The 18,067-nt window shown below is 68.3% G+C and carries 9 protein-coding genes; 6 read left to right on the forward strand and 3 right to left on the reverse strand.

Annotated features, from left to right (window positions below; translation table 11 throughout):
* Positions 1-137 precede the first annotated feature (137 nt).
* From MTAB308_RS25200 to MTAB308_RS25210, 3 genes are all read left to right on the forward strand, one after another.
* A complete protein-coding gene (locus MTAB308_RS25200; RefSeq protein WP_077103165.1) occupies positions 138-9,347 on the forward strand; it encodes a type I polyketide synthase in 9,210 nt (3,069 codons plus the stop codon).
* 28 nt (positions 9,348-9,375) lie between these two features.
* Positions 9,376-9,768, forward strand: coding sequence for a holo-ACP synthase AcpS (gene acpS / locus MTAB308_RS25205; RefSeq protein ID WP_077103167.1), 393 nt, complete (start codon positions 9,376-9,378; stop codon positions 9,766-9,768).
* Between the two features lie 81 nt (positions 9,769-9,849).
* Positions 9,850-11,175 (forward strand): dipeptidase, encoded by a 1,326-nt coding sequence (locus MTAB308_RS25210; protein ID WP_077103168.1) that lies wholly within the window; start codon positions 9,850-9,852, stop codon positions 11,173-11,175.
* Here the strand turns inward: MTAB308_RS25210 and bcp are convergent.
* Positions 11,172-11,645, reverse strand: a complete 474-nt coding sequence (gene bcp, locus MTAB308_RS25215) for a thioredoxin-dependent thiol peroxidase (protein WP_077103171.1) — start codon at positions 11,643-11,645, stop codon at positions 11,172-11,174. The genes MTAB308_RS25210 and bcp overlap by 4 nt on opposite strands.
* Positions 11,646-11,739: 94 nt before the next feature.
* Between bcp and MTAB308_RS25220 the strand changes: the two genes are divergently transcribed.
* On the forward strand, positions 11,740-11,967 hold the full coding sequence (locus tag MTAB308_RS25220; RefSeq protein WP_066914420.1) for a DUF3618 domain-containing protein: 228 nt from the start codon (positions 11,740-11,742) through the stop codon (positions 11,965-11,967).
* A 3-nt stretch (positions 11,968-11,970) separates the two neighbouring features.
* On the opposite strand, the gene MTAB308_RS25225 is transcribed toward MTAB308_RS25220, so the two are convergent.
* Both MTAB308_RS25225 and MTAB308_RS25230 read right to left on the reverse strand, forming a co-directional pair.
* The gene (locus tag MTAB308_RS25225; RefSeq protein ID WP_077103173.1) at positions 11,971-13,713 is read right to left on the reverse strand and encodes a DUF3556 domain-containing protein; all 1,743 of its coding nucleotides are present in this window, start codon (positions 13,711-13,713) and stop codon (positions 11,971-11,973) included.
* A 174-nt stretch (positions 13,714-13,887) separates the two neighbouring features.
* Positions 13,888-14,106, reverse strand: a complete 219-nt coding sequence (locus MTAB308_RS25230; RefSeq protein WP_077104781.1) for a ferric uptake regulation protein — start codon at positions 14,104-14,106, stop codon at positions 13,888-13,890.
* A gap of 561 nt (positions 14,107-14,667) precedes the next feature.
* Between MTAB308_RS25230 and MTAB308_RS25235 the strand changes: the two genes are divergently transcribed.
* Together MTAB308_RS25235 and MTAB308_RS25240 are read left to right on the forward strand one after the other, a co-directional pair.
* A complete protein-coding gene (locus MTAB308_RS25235) occupies positions 14,668-15,090 on the forward strand; it encodes an MmpS family transport accessory protein (protein ID WP_173842230.1) in 423 nt (140 codons plus the stop codon).
* The gene (locus tag MTAB308_RS25240) at positions 15,087-18,026 is read left to right on the forward strand and encodes an MMPL/RND family transporter (RefSeq protein WP_077103177.1); all 2,940 of its coding nucleotides are present in this window, start codon (positions 15,087-15,089) and stop codon (positions 18,024-18,026) included. Before MTAB308_RS25235 ends, MTAB308_RS25240 begins: the two co-directional genes overlap by 4 nt.
* The last annotated feature ends 41 nt before the right edge of the window (positions 18,027-18,067 follow it).

The raw sequence follows: 18,067 nt of genomic DNA on the forward strand, positions 1-18,067 counted from the left end.
GGCGACCGCCGACGACACACCGGCCGGCCGTCCTCCGGCTGTGATTCGAAGGGGAATCGACGTTAAAGAGGCAGTCCCCTCCGTCGGGACTGGCCGAAAGACCGAGACGTAAAGACGCATGCAGGGAGATACAAAAGGTGACGATCCACGAGCACGACCGGGTGTCCGCCGACCGCGACGGGGCAGGCCCGCACAAAACCGATGCTCTGGTCGACCGCCTGACGGCCGGCGAGGCCTACGCCGTCGCGTTCGGCGGCCAGGGCAGCGCCTGGCTGGAGACCCTCGAGGAGCTGGTGTCGTCGGCCGGGATCGAATCTGACCTGGCGAATCTGGTCGGTGAGGTGGAGCTGCTGCTCGAGCCGGTGGCCAAAGAGCTGGTCGTGGTGCGCCCGATCGGTTTCGAACCGCTGACCTGGGTGCGCGCGCTGGCCGCCGAGGATCCCGTCCCGTCGGACAAGCACCTCACGTCGGCCGCGGTGTCGATACCCGGCGTGCTGCTCACGCAGATGGCCGCCGCGCGGGCTCTGTCCCGGCAGGGCATGGACTGGGCCGCGACGCCGCCGGTGGCCGTCGTCGGGCACTCACAGGGCGTGCTGGCCGTCGAGGCGTTCCGGGCGGCGGGCGCCCGCGACGTCGAACTGCTGGCGTTGGCGCAGCTCATCGGGGCGGCCGGGACCCTGGTCGCCCGCCGGCGCGGGATCTCCGTGCTGGGCAACCGCCCGCCGATGGTGTCGGTGACCAACGCCGACCCGGACCGCGTTCGCCGGCTGCTCGACGAGTTCGCGCAGGACGTGCGGACCGTGCTGCCCCCGGTGCTGTCGATCCGCAACGGGCGGCGCTCGGTGGTGATCACCGGCACCCCCGAGCAACTCTCCCGCTTCGAGCTGTATTGCCAGCAGATCTCCGACAAGGAGGAGGCCGACCGCAAGAACAAGGTGCGCGGCGGCGACGTCTTCGCGCCGGTCTTCGACCCGGTGCGCGTGGAGGTGGGCTTCCACACGCCGCGGCTGGCCGACGGCATCGACATCGTCGCCGGCTGGGCCGAGAAGGTCGGCCTCGACGCCGAGCGGGCCCGGAAGCTGACCGAGGCCATCCTGGTCGGCGGCGTCGACTGGGTGGACGAGATCACGCACGTTCACCAGGCCGGCGCACGCTGGATCCTGGACCTCGGCCCGGGGGACATCCTGACCCGGCTGACCGCGCCGGTGATCCGTGGCCTCGGCATCGGCATCGTGCCGGCGGCGACCCGCGGCGGTCAGCGCAACCTCTTCACCGTCGGCGCCGTTCCCGAGGTCGCCCGGGCCTGGTCGACTTACGCCCCGACCGTGGTTTCGCTGCCCGACGGGCGGGTCAAGCTGTCGACGAAGTTCACCCGCCTGACCGGGCGGTCGCCGATCCTGCTCGCGGGCATGACGCCCACCACCGTCGACGCCAAGATCGTCGCCGCCGCGGCCAACGCCGGGCACTGGGCCGAACTGGCCGGCGGCGGGCAGGTCACCGAGGAGATTTTCGCCGCCCGCGTCGAGGAGCTCTCGACGCTGCTCGAGCCCGGGCGCACCTATCAATTCAACGCGCTGTTCCTCGACCCCTACCTGTGGAAGCTCCAGGTCGGCGGCAAGCGGCTGGTGCAGAAGGCGCGTCAGTCCGGCGCGGCGATCGACGGCCTGGTGATCAGCGCCGGCATCCCGGACCTCGAGGAGGCCGTCGAGCTGATCGGCGAGCTCAACGACGTGGGCATCAGCCACGTGGTGTTCAAGCCCGGCACCGTCGAGCAGATCCGCTCGGTCATCCGCATCGCGACCGAGGTGCCGACCAAGCCGGTGATCATGCACATCGAGGGCGGCCGGGCCGGCGGCCACCACTCCTGGGAAGACCTCGACGACCTGCTGCTGGCGACCTACTCGGAATTGCGCTCGCGTCCCAACATCACCGTCTGCGTCGGAGGCGGCATCGGCACGCCCGAGCGGGCCGCCGAGTACCTGTCCGGGCGCTGGGCACAGTCCTACGGCTTCCCGCTGATGCCGATCGACGGCATCCTGGTCGGCACCGCGGCGATGGCGACGCTGGAGTCCACCACCTCGCCGTCGGTCAAGCGGATGCTGGTGGAAACCAACGGCACCGATCAGTGGATCAGCGCCGGAAAAGCCCAGGGCGGCATGGCTTCCAGCCGCAGCCAGCTGGGCGCGGACATCCACGAGATCGACAACAGCGCCTCCCGGTGCGGCCGGCTGCTCGACGAGGTCGCCGGTGACGCCGACGCCGTCGCCGAGCGCCGCGACGAAATCATCGCGGCGATGGCCAACACCGCCAAGCCGTACTTCGGCGACGTGGCGGAGATGACCTACCTGCAGTGGTTGCAGCGCTACGTCGAACTGACCATCGGCGAGGGCAATTCGACCGCCGACACCGCCGCGCCGGGCAGCCCCTGGCTTGCCGACACGTGGCGCGACCGCTTCCAGCAGATGCTGCAGCGGGCCGAAGCCCGCTTGCACGCGCGGGATTTCGGGCCTATCGAGACACGGTTCGACGATGCGGCGCTGCTGGAGCGCCCCGACGAGGCGATCGCGACGCTGCTCGCGCACTACCCCGACGCCGAGTCGGTGCAGCTGCACCCGGCCGACGTTCCGTTCTTCGTCACGCTGTGCAAGACGCTGGGCAAGCCGGTCAACTTCGTGCCGGTCGTCGACAAGGATGTGCGGCGCTGGTGGCGCAGCGATTCGCTGTGGCAGGCCCACGACGCCCGCTACGACGCCGACCAGGTCTGCATCATCCCGGGCACGGCCGCGGTGGCCGGCATCACCCGGATGGACGAGCCCGTCGGCGAGCTGCTGGACCGCTTCGAGCAGGCCGCCATCGACGAGGTGCTGTCGTCCAACGGTCAGCCGCGGGCCGTCACGTCGCGCCGGCTTGGTCGCCCGGACGTGACCGGACCGCTGGCCGTCGTGCTCGACGCGCCCGATGTGCAGTGGGCCGGGCGCACCACCACCAATCCGGTGCATCGCATCGCCGATCCGGCCGACTGGCTGGTGCACGACGGACCCGAAAGCCGCCGCGCCACACACTCTTCCACCGGGGCGCAGCTTGCGGTCGACGGCGAGCATGTTGTCCTGACCGTCCCGCTGTCGGGCACCTGGATCGACATCCCGTTCCACTTGCCCGCCAACACCGCCGACGGCGGCACACCGGTGGTCTCCACCGAGGACGCCACCACCGCCATGCGCGCGGTCCTTGCTATCGCCGCAGGGGTCGACGGCCCGGATTTCTTGCCCGCGGTCTCCGACGGGACGGCCACGGTGACGGTGGATTGGGACCCCGAGCGGGTCGCGGACCACACCGGCGTCACCGCCACCTTCGGGGAGCCGCTGGCGCCCAGCCTCACCACCGTGCCCGATGCGCTGGTCGGCCTGTGCTGGCCCGCCGTTTTCGCGGCGATCGGCTCGGCGGTCACCGACACCGGCGTCGCGGTGGTGGAGGGCCTGTTGAGCCTGGTGCATCTGGACCACGCCGCTCACCTGGTCGGCAAGCTGCCAACGGCGCCGGCCCAATTGACCGTTGCCGCAACGGCTTCGCGGGCGGTCGACACCGACATGGGCCGCGTGGTGCCGGTGTCGGTGACGATCACCTCGAGCGACGGCGCGCTGATCGCGACGCTCGGTGAGCGTTTCGCCATCCTCGGGCGCACCGGTACCGCCGAGCTCACCGACCCGGTCCGGGCCGGCGGCGCGGTCTCCGAGAACGCGACAGACACCCCGCGTCGCCGCCGCCGCGACGTCACGCTGGCGGCGCCGGTCGACATGCGCCCGTTCGCGGTCGTCTCCGGCGACCACAACCCCATCCACACCGATCGGGCGGCCGCGCTGCTTGCCGGCCTGGAATCGCCGATCGTGCACGGCATGTGGCTGTCGGCCGCCGCGCAGCACGCCGCGACCGCCACCGACGGTCGGGCCCGCCCGCCGGCCCGGCTGATCGGCTGGACCGCGCGATTCCTGGGCATGGTGCGCCCGGGCGACGAGGTCGACTTCCGGGTGGACCGCGTCGGAATCGACCAGGGCGCAGAGGTTTTGGAGGTCGCGGCGCGTGTCGGCTCCGACCTGGTCATGTCGGCGACCGCCCGGCTGGCCGCCCCGAAGACGGTCTACGCTTTCCCCGGCCAGGGCATCCAGCACAAGGGCATGGGCATGGAGGTGCGGGCCCGGTCCAAGGCGGCCCGCAAGGTGTGGGACGCCGCGGACAAGTACACCCGCGAAACGCTGGGCTTCTCGGTGCTGCACGTGGTGCGCGACAACCCGACCAGCATCATCGCCAGCGGTGTGCACTACAACCACCCCGAGGGGGTGCTGTACCTGACGCAGTTCACCCAGGTCGCGATGGCCACCGTGGCCGCCGCGCAGGTCGCCGAGATGCGCGAGCAGGGCGCCTTCGTCGAGGGCGCCATCGCGTGCGGACACTCGGTCGGCGAGTACACCGCACTGGCCTGCGTCACCGGCATCTTCGAACTCGAGGCGCTTTTGGAGGCGGTGTTCCACCGCGGCTCCAAGATGCACGACATCGTGCCGCGTGACGAGCTGGGCCGCTCCAACTACCGGTTGGCGGCGATCCGCCCCTCGCAGATCGACCTGCCCGACGACGAGGTTTCCGCGTTTGTGGCCGGGATCGCCGAGCGCACAGGGGAATTCCTCGAGATCGTCAACTACAACCTGCGCGGCTCGCAGTACGCGATCGCCGGCGCGGTGCGCGGTCTGGAGGCCTTGGAGGCCGAGGTGGAGCGGCGCCGGGAACTCAGCGGCGGGCGGCGCTCGTTCATTCTGATACCCGGCATCGACGTGCCCTTCCATTCGCGGGTGCTGCGGGTGGGCGTGGCCGAGTTCCGCCGGTCGCTGGAGCGGCTCGTGCCGCGCGACAAGGATCCCGAAATCATCGTCGGGCGTTACATCCCCAACCTCGTGCCGCGGCCGTTCACGCTGGACCGAGACTTCATCCAGGAAATACGGGATCTGGTGCCCGCCGAGCCGCTCGACGAGATCCTGGCCGACTATGACACCTGGCGTCGTGAGCGGCCGGTTGAAATGACGCGCATCGTCTTCATCGAGCTGCTGGCGTGGCAGTTCGCCAGCCCGGTGCGCTGGATCGAGACCCAGGACCTGCTGTTCATCGAGGAGGCCGCCGGCGGTCTGGGCGTGGAGCGGTTCGTCGAGATCGGCGTGAAGTCGGCGCCGACCGTCGCCGGGCTGGCCACCAACACCCTGAAGCTGCCCGAATACGCCCACAGCACGGTGGAAGTGCTCAACGCCGAGCGCGACGTTGCCGTGCTGTTCGCCACCGACACCGACCCCGAGCCGGAGGAGGACGAGGACGTCGTCCAGGCTCCTGCCGCGGTTGACATGGCCGAAAGCGCCGCAGCCGCACCGGCTCCCGCCGCAGCTCCGTCGGGCGCTCCACGCCCCGAGGACATCGCGTTCGACGCCGCCGACGCCACCCTGGCGCTGATCGCGCTGTCGGCCAAGATGCGCATCGACCAGATCGAGGAACTCGACTCCATCGAGTCCATCACCGACGGCGCGTCGTCGCGGCGCAACCAGCTGTTGGTGGACCTCGGTTCGGAGCTGAACCTGGGCGCCATCGACGGCGCCGCCGAGGCCGACCTGGCCGGGCTGCGGACACAGGTCACCAAGCTGGCGCGCACGTACAAGCCATACGGCCCAGTGCTTTCCGACGCCATCAACGACCAGCTGCGCACGGTGCTCGGCCCGTCGGGCAAGCGTCCGGCCGCGATCGCCGAGCGGGTCAAGAAGGCCTGGGAGCTCGGCGACGGCTGGGCCAAGCACGTCACCGTGGAAGTCGCGCTGGGCACCCGCGAGGGCACCAGCGTTCGCGGGGGCGCGATGGGTCACCTGCACGAGGGCGCGCTCGCCGACGCCGCATCCGTCGACAGGGTCATCGACGCCGCGGTCGCCGCCGTCGCCGCGCGCCGCGGCATCTCGGTGGCACTCCCGTCGGCCGGCGGTGGCGGTGGCGCGACCATCGACGCCGCCGCGCTGAGCGAATTCACCGATCAGATCACCGGTCGCGACGGTGTGCTCGCCTCGGCCGCCCGCCTGATCCTGGGCCAGCTGGGCCACGACAATCCGGTCAGCGCCTCGCCGGCGGCCACCGATGCCGAACTCATCGACCTGGTCACCGCCGAATTGGGTGCGGACTGGCCGCGTTTGGTGGCGCCGGTGTTCGACGCCAAGAAGGCCGTCGTGTTCGACGACCGCTGGGCCAGCGCCCGCGAGGACCTGGTCAAGCTGTGGCTGACCGACGAGGGTGACATCGACTCCGACTGGGTGCGGCTCTCCGAGCGGTTCGAGGGCACCGGACACGTGGTCGCCACCCAGGCCACCTGGTGGCAGGGCAAGTCGCTGGCCGCCGGCCGTCAGATCCACGCGTCGCTGTACGGGCGGATCGCCGCCGGCGCCGAGAACCCGAACCCGGGCCCCTACAGCGGCGAAACCGCCGTTGTGACAGGGGCTTCCAAGGGCTCGATCGCGTCTTCGGTGGTGGCGCGGCTGCTGGATGGCGGTGCGACCGTCGTCGCGACCACGTCGAAGCTGGACGACGAGCGGCTGGCGTTCTACCGCGGGCTGTACCGCGACCACGCCCGCTACGGCGCCGCCCTATGGGTGGTGGCGGCCAACATGGCGTCGTACTCCGACATCGATGCCCTGGTCGAATGGGTCGGTACCGAGCAATCCGAAAGCCTTGGGCCGCAGTCGATTCACATCAAGGATGCGCAGACGCCGACGCTGCTGTTCCCGTTCGCGGCGCCGCGCGTGGTCGGCGACCTGTCGGAGGCCGGTTCGCGCTCCGAGATGGAGATGAAGGTGCTGCTGTGGGCGGTGCAGCGGCTGATCGGCGGCCTGTCGAAGATCGGCGCCGAGCGCGACATCGCGTCGCGGCTGCACGTGGTGCTGCCCGGCTCGCCGAACCGCGGCATGTTCGGCGGCGACGGCGCCTACGGCGAGGCCAAGTCGGCGCTGGACGCGCTGGTGAGCCGCTGGCACGCCGAGTCGTCGTGGGCGGCCCGGGTGAGCCTGGCGCACGCGCTGATCGGCTGGACCCGCGGCACCGGGCTGATGGGCCACAACGACGCCATCGTCGATGCCGTCGAGGAGGCGGGTGTCACCACCTACTCCACCGACGAGATGGCCGCCATGCTGCTCGCCCTGTGCGACGTGGAGTCCAGGGTGGCCGCCGCCAGCAAGCCGATCGAGGCCGACCTGACCGGTGGGCTGGGCGACGCCCACCTCGACATGGCCGAGCTCGCCGCCAAGGCGCGCGAGGAAATGTCAGCCGAGGTCGCCGCGGACGACGGTGCGGCCGAGGGCACCATTGCTGCGCTGCCGTCGCCCCCCCGCGGATTCAAACCGGCGCCACCCCCGCAATGGGACGACCTCGACGTCGACCCGGCCGACCTGGTGGTGATCGTCGGCGGCGCCGAACTCGGCCCGTACGGTTCGTCGCGCACCCGCTTCGAGATGGAGGTCGACAACGAGCTGTCGGCCGCCGGCGTCCTCGAGCTGGCGTGGACCACCGGGTTGATCCGCTGGGAAGACGACCCCCAACCCGGTTGGTACGACACCGAATCCGGAGAGCTGGTCGACGAGTCGGAGCTGGTCGAGCGCTACCACGACACCGTGGTGGAGCGCTGCGGCATCCGAGAGTTCGTCGACGACGGCGCGATCGACCCCGATCACGCGTCCCCGCTGCTGGTGTCGGTGTTCCTGGAGAAGGACTTCGCGTTCGTGGTGTCCTCGGAATCCGACGCGCGGGCCTTCGCCGAATTCGACCCGGAGCACACCGTCATCCGGCCGGTGCCCGACTCGAGTGACTGGCAGGTCATCCGCAAGGCCGGCACCGAGATCCGGGTGCCGCGAAAGACCAAGCTGTCGCGGGTGGTCGGCGGCCAGGTGCCGACCGGGTTCGACCCGACGGTGTGGGGCATCAGCCCGGACATGGCGAGTTCCATTGACCGGCTCGCGGTGTGGAACATCGTGGCGACCGTCGACGCATTCCTGTCCGCCGGCTTCAGCCCGGCCGAGGTGATGCGCTACGTCCACCCGAGCATGGTTGCCAACACCATGGGCACCGGGATGGGCGGCGGCACGTCGATGCAGACGATGTACCACGGGAACCTGTTGGGCCGTAACAAGCCGAACGACATCTTCCAAGAGGTGCTGCCCAATATCGTTGCGGCGCACGTGGTCCAGTCCTACATCGGCAGCTACGGCGCGATGATTCACCCCGTTGCCGCGTGCGCGACCGCGGCGGTGTCGGTCGAGGAGGGCGTCGACAAGATCCGGCTCGGCAAGGCCGAAATGGTGGTCGCCGGCGGCATCGACGACCTCACGCTGGAGGGCATCATCGGCTTCGGTGACATGGCGGCCACCGCCGACACCGGCATGATGCGCGGTCGGGGCATCCACGACTCGAAGTTCTCCCGGCCCAACGACCGGCGCCGGCTCGGCTTCGTCGAGGCTCAGGGTGGCGGCACCATCCTGCTGGCGCGCGGTGACCTGGCGCTCAAGATGGGGTTGCCGGTGCTGGCGGTGGTGGCCTTCGCGCAGTCGTTCGGTGACGGCGTGCACACCTCGATCCCGGCGCCGGGCCTGGGGGCGCTGGGCGCGGGCCGCGGCGGCAAGGACTCGCCGCTGGCGCGCGCGCTGGCCAAGCTCGGCGTGGGCGCCGACGACGTCGCGGTGATCTCCAAGCACGACACGTCGACGCTGGCCAACGATCCCAACGAAACCGAGTTGCACGAGCGACTGGCGGACTCGCTGGGCCGCTCCGAGGGTGCGCCGCTGTTCGTGGTGTCGCAGAAGAGCCTCACCGGCCACGCCAAGGGCGGCGCGGCGGTGTTCCAGATGATGGGGCTGTGCCAGATGCTGCGCGACGGGGTGATTCCGCCCAACCGCAGCCTGGACTGCGTCGACGACGAGCTCGCCGGCTCCGCCCACTTCGTGTGGGTGCGCGAGACGCTGCGGCTCGGCGAGAAGTTCCCGCTGAAGGCGGGGATGCTGACGAGCCTCGGGTTCGGGCACGTGTCCGGCCTGGTGGCGCTGGTGCACCCGCAGGCGTTCATCGCCGCGCTGGATGCCGACCAGCGCGCCGACTACCAGCGGCGCGCGGAGGCCCGCCTGCTGGCCGGTCAGCGCAGGCTGGTTTCGGCCATCGCCGGGGGGCCGCCGATGTACGAGCGGCCGCCGGACCGTCGCTTCGGCCATGACGCGCCGGAGAAGAGCCAGGAGGCGGCGATGCTGCTGAATCCGGCCGCCCGGCTCGGCGAGGACGAGGCTTTCGTCGGATGACGTCGGTCATCCGATAACCTGGCCAGCCATGGGCATTGTCGGAGTGGGGATCGACGTCGTCTCCATCCCCGATTTCGCCGAACAGGTCGACCAGCCGGGAACCGTGTTCGCCGAGACGTTCACGCCGGGTGAGCGCCGCGACGCCTCCGACAAGAGCTCGTCGGCCGCCCGTCACCTGGCCGCCCGATGGGCCGCCAAGGAGGCGGTGATCAAGGCGTGGTCGGGCTCCCGGTTCGCCCAACGGCCCATGCTGCCGGAGGACATCCACCGCGACATCGAGGTGGTCACCGACATGTGGGGCCGACCGCGCGTGCGGTTGACCGGCGACATCGCCAAGCACCTGGCCGACGTGACGATCCATGTGTCGCTGACGCACGAGGGCGATACCGCGGCCGCGGTGGCCATCCTGGAGACCACGTGACGGCGCGAGCGTGCGTGTTGGTACACGACACGCCGGTAGCCGGCGGCATTCTGCGCACGCTCGCGGGATAACGGGACGCACATGAGCGCGATGACCGAGCGCGTGCGCGAGGTGTTGCCGTCGGTGCGCCGCGACCTCGAGGACCTGGTGCGCATCGAATCGGTGTGGGCCGACCCCGCCCGGCGCGACGAGGTGCACCGCAGCGCGCGGGCGGTGGCGGACCTGTTGTCGCAGGCGGGTTTTGGCGAGGTGAACATCGTCAGCGAGGGCGGGGCGCCGGCGGTCATCGCGCGGCATCCGGCGCCGCCCGGGGCGCCGACGGTGCTGCTGTACGCGCACCACGACGTGCAGCCCGAGGGTGACCGCGGCCAGTGGGCGTCGCCGCCTTTCGAGCCCACCGAACGCGACGGGCGGCTCTACGGCCGCGGCAGCGCCGACGACAAGGCCGGCATCGCAACGCATTTGGCGGCGTTTCGGGCGCACGGCGGCCAACCGCCGGTGGGCGTCACGGTGTTTGTGGAGGGCGAGGAGGAATCCGGCTCGCCGTCACTGGGCCGGTTGCTCGCCGCGCACCGCGACGCGCTGGCCGCCGACGTGATCGTCATCGCCGACTCCGACAACTGGAGCACCGACGTTCCCGCGTTGACCGTGTCGCTGCGCGGCCTGGTCGATTGCGTCGTCGAGGTCGCCACGCTCGACCATGGCCTGCACTCCGGTATCTGGGGTGGCGTGGTGCCCGACGCGCTGACGGTGCTGGTGCGGTTGCTGGCCAGCCTGCACGACGACGACGGCAACGTGGCCGTCGACGGCCTGCACGAAAGTACCGCGGCCACGGTGGATTACCCACCCGACCGGGTACGCGCCGACTCTGGCCTGCTGGACGGGGTGTCCGAGATCGGCTCCGGCTCGGTGCCGCAGCGCCTGTGGGCCAAACCCGCGATCACCGTGATCGGCATCGACACCACGCCCATCGAGAAGGCGTCGAACACGCTGATCCCGCGGGCCCGCGCCAAGGTCAGCATGCGGGTCGCGCCCGGCGGCGACGCCGAGGCACACCTGGACGCGTTGACGGCGCATCTGCGAGAGCATGCGCCGTGGGGGGCGCGGGTCACTGTCACCCGCGGCGACGTCGGCGAGCCCTACGCCATCGATGCCAGCGGCCCCGTGTACGACGCCGCGCGGGCGGCGTTCCGGCAGGCGTGGGGCGTCGAGCCGATCGACATGGGCATGGGCGGCTCGATCCCCTTCATCGCGGAGTTCGCGGCCGCCTTCCCGCAGGCGAAGATCCTCGTCACCGGCGTCGAAGACCCCGCTACGCAGGCGCACAGCATCAACGAGAGCCTGCACCTGGGCGTGCTGGAACGCGCGGCGGTCGCGGAGGCGCTGCTGCTGGCCGGCCTGGGCTAGAGGGACAGGTCGCGCCGCAGTTTGGCGACGTGGCCGGTGGCCTTGACGTTGTACTGCGCGACGGCGATCTTGCCCCTCTCGTCGACCAGGAACGTCGAGCGGATCACGCCGGTGACGGTCTTGCCGTACATCTGCTTTTCGCCGTAGGCGCCCCAGGCCGTGAGCACCTTGCGGTCGGGATCGGACAGCAGCGGAAACGTCAGCTTCTCGGCGTCGCGGAACTTGGCCAGCTTCTCCGGCTTGTCGGGGGAGATGCCCACCACGGCGACGCCGGCGTCGTTGAGGTCGCTGAGGTTGTCGCGAAAGTCGCAGGCCTGCTTGGTGCATCCGGGTGTGGAGGCGGCCGGGTAGAAGTACACGATGACGCGGCGGCCCTTGTAGTCGGCCAGCGACACCGTGTTGCCGTCGGCGTCGGGCAGGCTGAAGGAGGGCGCTTTGTCGCCCGGGGCGAGCCGCGTGGTCTCGGTCAACGTGAGTCCTTTCTGTTCACCGCCGCGTCGGGGTTGTCGCCGGCTGATCTAGGGTAGTGCCTCAGGTGCATAGGCGGACTGGGAGGACAGACACGTGGCGGACCGGGACCCCGAGGCCATCAAGCGGGACATCGACGTCGCCCGCGACCAGCTGGCGGCCACCGTCGATTCGCTTGCCGAGCGCGCCAACCCGCGCCGCCTCGCCGACGACCTGAGGGCGCGGGCGGTCGAATTCGTGAAGAAGCCCGTGGTGATCGCGTCGCTGGTCGGGATCTCCTCGGTCGTGGTGATCGTGGTGGTCCGCCGGGTCCGGGACCGCTGACAGCTAGGCCTGGCCGGCGCGGGCGCCGCTCTGGACGTGCACGGGAAGGTCGTCGGCCCAGGGCTGGGTGGTGACCATGTCGACGACGTCGATGTAGCCGCGCTCGAACTCACCGGTCGCCGCGTCGACGAGCCGGTATTCCTGCCGCTGGCGGTAGATGGGCTGCGCGTCGAGGATCACCACCCGCACCTCGCCGGGCTCGAACCCGCAGCGCTGCTGCAGCGCCTCGACGAGGCACTCGTTGTGCATGTGCCCGTCGCCGAAATTCCACCCCAGCACCATCGAGCAGAGGACTTCGCCCTCGCAGACGTTGTAGTCGTCCTCGTCGTAGCCGGCCAGCGCGCGATGCACGAGGGTGAACAGCGCGCGCCCGTGGGTGTTCATCCCGCGGAACGCCATGGCGAGGTGGAGCGGGACCAGGGTGTCTTCCTTCGACCCGTAGAGGCGCTCGAGCTGCAGGTGCTGCATCGGGCCCAGCGCGCGGGCCCCGGTGCGAAATTTGTCGTCGACCGAGGGCTTCACGCACCACAGCGTGGTATCCCAGTTGCCGGCGTAGTACCGCATGCCCGGGAGGAAGGAAACCTTGCGCGGGTACAGGTTTCCGACGACGACGGTGCCGGCGAGCACCACGAACAGAATGGCTACGGGCAGTGGGTTGTCGACGCTCGACAGCCCCAGCCGCGCGTGGGCAACGAACAGCGACAGCACCCCGAAGATCATGAACACGTTCCACTCCAGCGGCACGCCCATCGGGAAGGCCAGCAGGATGTTGAGGTGAAACACGATCATCACGAACGCGGCGATGGCGGTCGGCCAGCCGCCGTGGCAGAAGAACAGCACCAGCGGCACCAGCCCCTCCACCGCGGTCGAGAAGTGGGCGATGACACCGGCTAATGCGCTGGGCCGCAAGTCATCCGGATAGCTTTTGAACAGCGACCGCTTGAGGATTCCGCTGGGGATGAACGGGTTGTTCGCCAGCATCGTCGAGATGACGAACGGAAAATGCCGGGTGAGCTTTGAGGTTGCGGCGCCCAGCCAGATCACCATGAAGACCACCTTGGCCCCGACGATGATGTCAGCCCCGGAGAACAGGAACGCCAGCGCCAACGGTGCGTAGACCTCGCCGCGGGCGGCCAAAAAGATCACCTTGTCGCGCAGGCTGATCGCCGCGAGGACGGCCAGGACCGCGATGGTCTGCCACCGTGGCAGCACGCCAATTGCCGTGTCCAGGGCCGGTATTGGGCCGGTCCCGTCCGACACCAGCGCGATGACGAGCAGCGCCAGCAGGGCGCCGTAGAGCAGCGCGTCGAGCGGGGTTCGGTCGTTGCCGTTGGTCAGCGGCACCCTGCCCGGCCAGGGTGGCAACCGGGTGGTGCCGGGCCGCAGCCAGTACAGGATCGAGCCCATCGGTGGGAAGTAGCGCCCGGCCAGCGGGCCGAAACAGCAGCCGAGGCCGACGACCTCGAACAGCATGGTGTAGAGGACGGCCTTCTGGAACACGATCGGCTCGGACCACCACGTGCCCACGTCGGTGAAGCCGCCGATGCCCCTCGTCGACCACGCGAACAGCCAGCCGCCGAGGACGTACAGCGCGATCTTGACGCCGTACATGAGGTGCATCACCAACGGGGTGCCGAACCCGTTCTCGGCGATGTGGCGTGTCATCGGCACGATCCGCTCGGCGCGCGGCCGTTTGCTCAACTCGACGACGTCGACGACGGGCAGGTTGGGACGGATGAACCCCATGTGCAGCTCCTTCGACGCAGAAGAAACTACCGGCAGCGGCCGCTATCGCGCGGGCATATGAGATCGGTGCGCCGTCAGGGTTTCGAACCCGACCTCCGGCCTGCGGCAATTACGCCTTCAATAGCCAATTGGTCACAGGAATTGGCGGGCCTACGGGTCTGGTGGAAGCGCGGATTATCGTGCGGCCTTGGCGGCTTCGCGACGAGCCTTTTCTTTCACGTGGGTCGAGCAGGAATGTGCCATATCGCAATGGAACCGGTCACTGCATTCATGCGAGCAATAAATTGATGCCGCCGGAAGCCAGTCCGGATCGGACAGGTCACGCCGTCGGTCGTTCGGATCGAATGTGTGGCCGCAATGCACGCAGGTCTTGACCTTGGTCTTGGTAGCCATGTCGGTCAGGGTACGCGCCATTGCGCCGAATCGGTGCAGGTTTCAGACCCGTTCGAACACTCGACATTTCGCAAGACATCTTCGCCCCGCGAGTTAATTACTTACGAAACCAATTCAGTCGTCGTGGTCCTCGCCATCGCCACGATTCGACACGACCACGCGGCCATCTCAACGAGGTTGATGGGCGCGAGGTCAACGGAAAGTAAATCGGAGCCTTACGGCGAAATTGCATGCAGTGCATATCGCTTCCATGCCTCCGACTCGAACAATCGTCTCCGGGGCTTTAGCCCCACGATGCGACCATGGGCATCGCGGTGCCGAGCGTTGTTCACTGCTGTCCGCGCGCCAGTAACCCACCCTGACGTCACGTCGTCGCCCAGCAACCTGATCGGGTGGATACACGAGTGGTGCAGTTGCGGCCGGGCCGACGCGCGGCGCCGAGGCGACCGCGCACCGTCGGAATTAACTCGGCAGAAATGGCGTTGGCCACCGACGGCAAGCGCGACGAGACGAGGTGCCTTAACCTAAGTTCGTCGCACACTCCTAGTCGGGGGGACGGTGTTGACGCTTCTGAAGCGGGCATGGGTTCCGCTGGTGGTCATCGTGGCACTGATCATCGGCGGCGTTGCCGTGGGCCGACTCAACGGGGTCTTCCCAGGGCCCGGCCTGCCCAAGCCCGATCCCCGGGATGCGACCCCGCCGTATGCGGCCAAGACCGCCATCTACGAAGTCCTGGGACCGCCGGGGACGACGGGCGTCGTCAACTGGATGGATGCGGACGCACAACCGCACAAGGCCAACTTCACCACGTTGCCGTGGTCGCAGACGATTGTCGCCGAGATGCCCGGCATCTTCGCCTACGTGGTCGCCCAAGGTGACAGCGCCTCTATCGGCTGCCGGATCACCGTCGACGGCAAATTGGTCGATCAACAACAGGTCAACACGCGCGATGCGCAGGTCTCCTGCTTGGACAAATCGGCGTGACCAACGACACCAGCGACACCAGCGACACAGACGAAATCCCCGTCGCGCGGGAAGTTGAGCACAAGCCACGGGTGGCCCACGCCGTCCGCGTCCTCGCGCTGCCGATCGTCCTGATCTGGCTGCTGATCGCGGTCGGTGTCAACGTCTTCGTCCCGCAGTTGGAGAAGGTGGCCGAGGACGTCTCGGTGCCGCTCTCGCCATCCGACGCGCCTTCGGTGACGGGGATGAAGCACATCGGGGAGAAATTCAAGGAGTACGACTCCGACAACCTCGTCCTGGTGACCCTCATCGGTGACAAACCTCTTGACCAGGACGCTCACCGGTATTACGACGATCTGGTCCGAAAGCTGAAGCAGGACACCAAACACGTCGAGCATGCGCTCGACTTCTGGGGGCAGCGGTTTACGACCTCCGGTGTCGAGAGCTACGACCACAAGTCCGCCTACGTCCAGGTCAACCTGCGCGGCGACCAGGGCGGGGCCGTCGGCGACAAGTCGGTTGACGCGGTTCGCAAGATCGTTGAGGACTCCAAGCCGCCGCCGGGGGTGAAGGCCTACGTGGCGGGTCAGGGAGCCCTGACGGACGACACGATCGTGGTGGGTAACGCGAGCCTGTTCAAGATGACGATCATCACCGTCATCATCATCGCGATCATGCTGACGTTCGTTTATCGATCCATCGGCACCGTGCTGCTGACGATGGTGATTCTGTTCGTCGGATTGGCCACTGGCCGGGGCGTGGTTGCGCTGCTGGGCGACACCGGCATCATGGGCCTGTCGACGTTTGCCGTCAATATGCTGACGGCGCTGGCCATCGCGGCCGGGACCGACTACGCGATATTCATGGTGGGGCGCTACCAGGAGGCCCGGGAGCGGGGACTGGACCGCGAAGCCGCCTACTACGACACCTTCGCCGGGGTCACCAAGGTGGTGCTGGGCTCGGGTTTGACGATCGTCGGGGCGCTGGCCTGTCTGCATTTCACTCGGCTGCCCTACTTCAGTTCGTTGGCGTATCCGTGCGCAATCGGTCTGCTGGTGGTGGTGGCCGCCGGGGTGACCCTGACACCGGCGCTGATCGCGTTCGCGAGCGGCTTCGGCCTATTCGATCCGAAGCGAAAATTCAACTACACCCGGTGGCGCCGCCTGGCGACGGCCATCGTGCGCTGGCCGGCACCCATCCTGGCCACCGCCGTCATCCTGGCGATTGTCGGCGCCCTGGGATTGTCGGGCTTCAACCCGCGCTACAACGACCTGTACTACCTACCGAAGAGTGCGTCCTCGGTTCAGGCGTACGACGCGGCCGATCGACACTTCACCCAGGCCCGGCTGAACCCCGACCTGTTGATGATCGAATCGGACCACGATCTGCGCAATCCCACCGACATGCTCGTCCTGGACAAGATTGCCGGAGCCATCTTCCGGGTGCCCGGCATCGAACGGGTGCAGAGCATCACCAGACCTCTTGGGCCGCCGATTCAAGATGGATCCGTTCCGTTCCAGCTCAGTGTGCAAACCGCGCCGATCCGCAGCAACCTGAACTACCTCAAGGACCGCGTCGGCGACATCAAGAAGATCACCGGCTTCCTCGACACCCAGATCACCCTGTTGGAGCGCCAGTACGCGGTGACCCAGAAACTCGCGAACGCCGCGGACGACAGCTCGAAAACGACGGGGGAGACCGCGGCCATCACGGACGAAATCCGGGACCACATCGCGGATTTCGACGACTTCTGGAGACCGATTCGCAGTTACTTCTACTGGGAGAGGCACTGCTACGACATCCCCATTTGCTGGTCGCTACGAAGCCTGTTCGACGCCCTCGACGGTTTCGATCAACTGGCCGAGAAGTTTCACGCTCTCACCGGCGACCTCAATCAGACGGCTACGGCGACGCGCGAATTGCTGGCGATCATCCCTGAGAATATCGCCGTCACGAAGGCGATCCGCGATACGACTCTGACCATCTACAGCACGTTCGACAACCTGGTCGATCAGTTCGACCGACTGACCGACACGAACGCCGTGATGGGAAAGTCCTTCAACGACTCTCAGATCGAGAGCCTGTTCTACCTGCCCCCCGAAATCTTCCAGAATCCGGACTTCCAACTGGGGTTGAGCTTGATGGTGTCGCCGGACGGCAAGGCTGCTCGGTTCATCATCACCCACTCGGTGGACCCGGCGACGACGGAAGGAATCTCGTCGGTCGACAAGGAGCGCAATGCGGCCAAGGAGGCACTGAAACTCACCTCGCTGCAAAACGCCGACATCTACCTCGGCGGCACGGCCGCAACGTTTTACGACATCGCCAACGGCGCCAAGTACGACCTGCTGATCGCCGCAGTGGCCTCGATCCTGCTCATCTTCATCATCATGGTGATCGTCACCCGCGCCTTGGTCGCTGCGGGCGTCATCGTCGGCACGATCGTGATGTCGCTGGGGGCCGCCTTCGGGTTCTCGACGTTGATCTGGCAGCACCTGCTCAACTTCCAGTTGCACTGGGTCGCAACCGAATTCGCGTTGATCGTACTCTTGGCCGTCGGATCGGATTACAACTTGATGCTGGTGTCCCGAATCGAAGAGGAGATCGGGGCCGGCCTGAAAACGGGACTCATCCGTGGGATGGGTCTCACCGGCCCGGTCGTGACCGCGGCCGGTCTGGTGTTCGCCGTCACCATGGCCACGATGATCACCAGCGATCTGCGGGCGATCGGCCAATTCGGCACCACGATCGGCATCGGCCTGATGTTCGACACCTTCGTCGTGCGATCGCTCATCACGCCGTCGATCATGACGGTGATGGGACGGTGGTTCTGGTGGCCCAAGCGGGTACGGGTCCGCCCAGCCAGCCAGATGCTTCGCTCCGTCGGACCGCGCCCACTCGTTCGTGCACTGCTGCACCAGCCGCGACACGCGGTAGCCCCGGGCCCGCAAACGTAACGATTACGGGTCGTGCGCGCCGGTGAGGTGCGCCCATTCTG

It is taken from the genome of Mycobacterium terramassiliense, from assembly GCF_900157385.1.
GTDB lineage: Bacteria > Actinomycetota > Actinomycetes > Mycobacteriales > Mycobacteriaceae > Mycobacterium > Mycobacterium terramassiliense.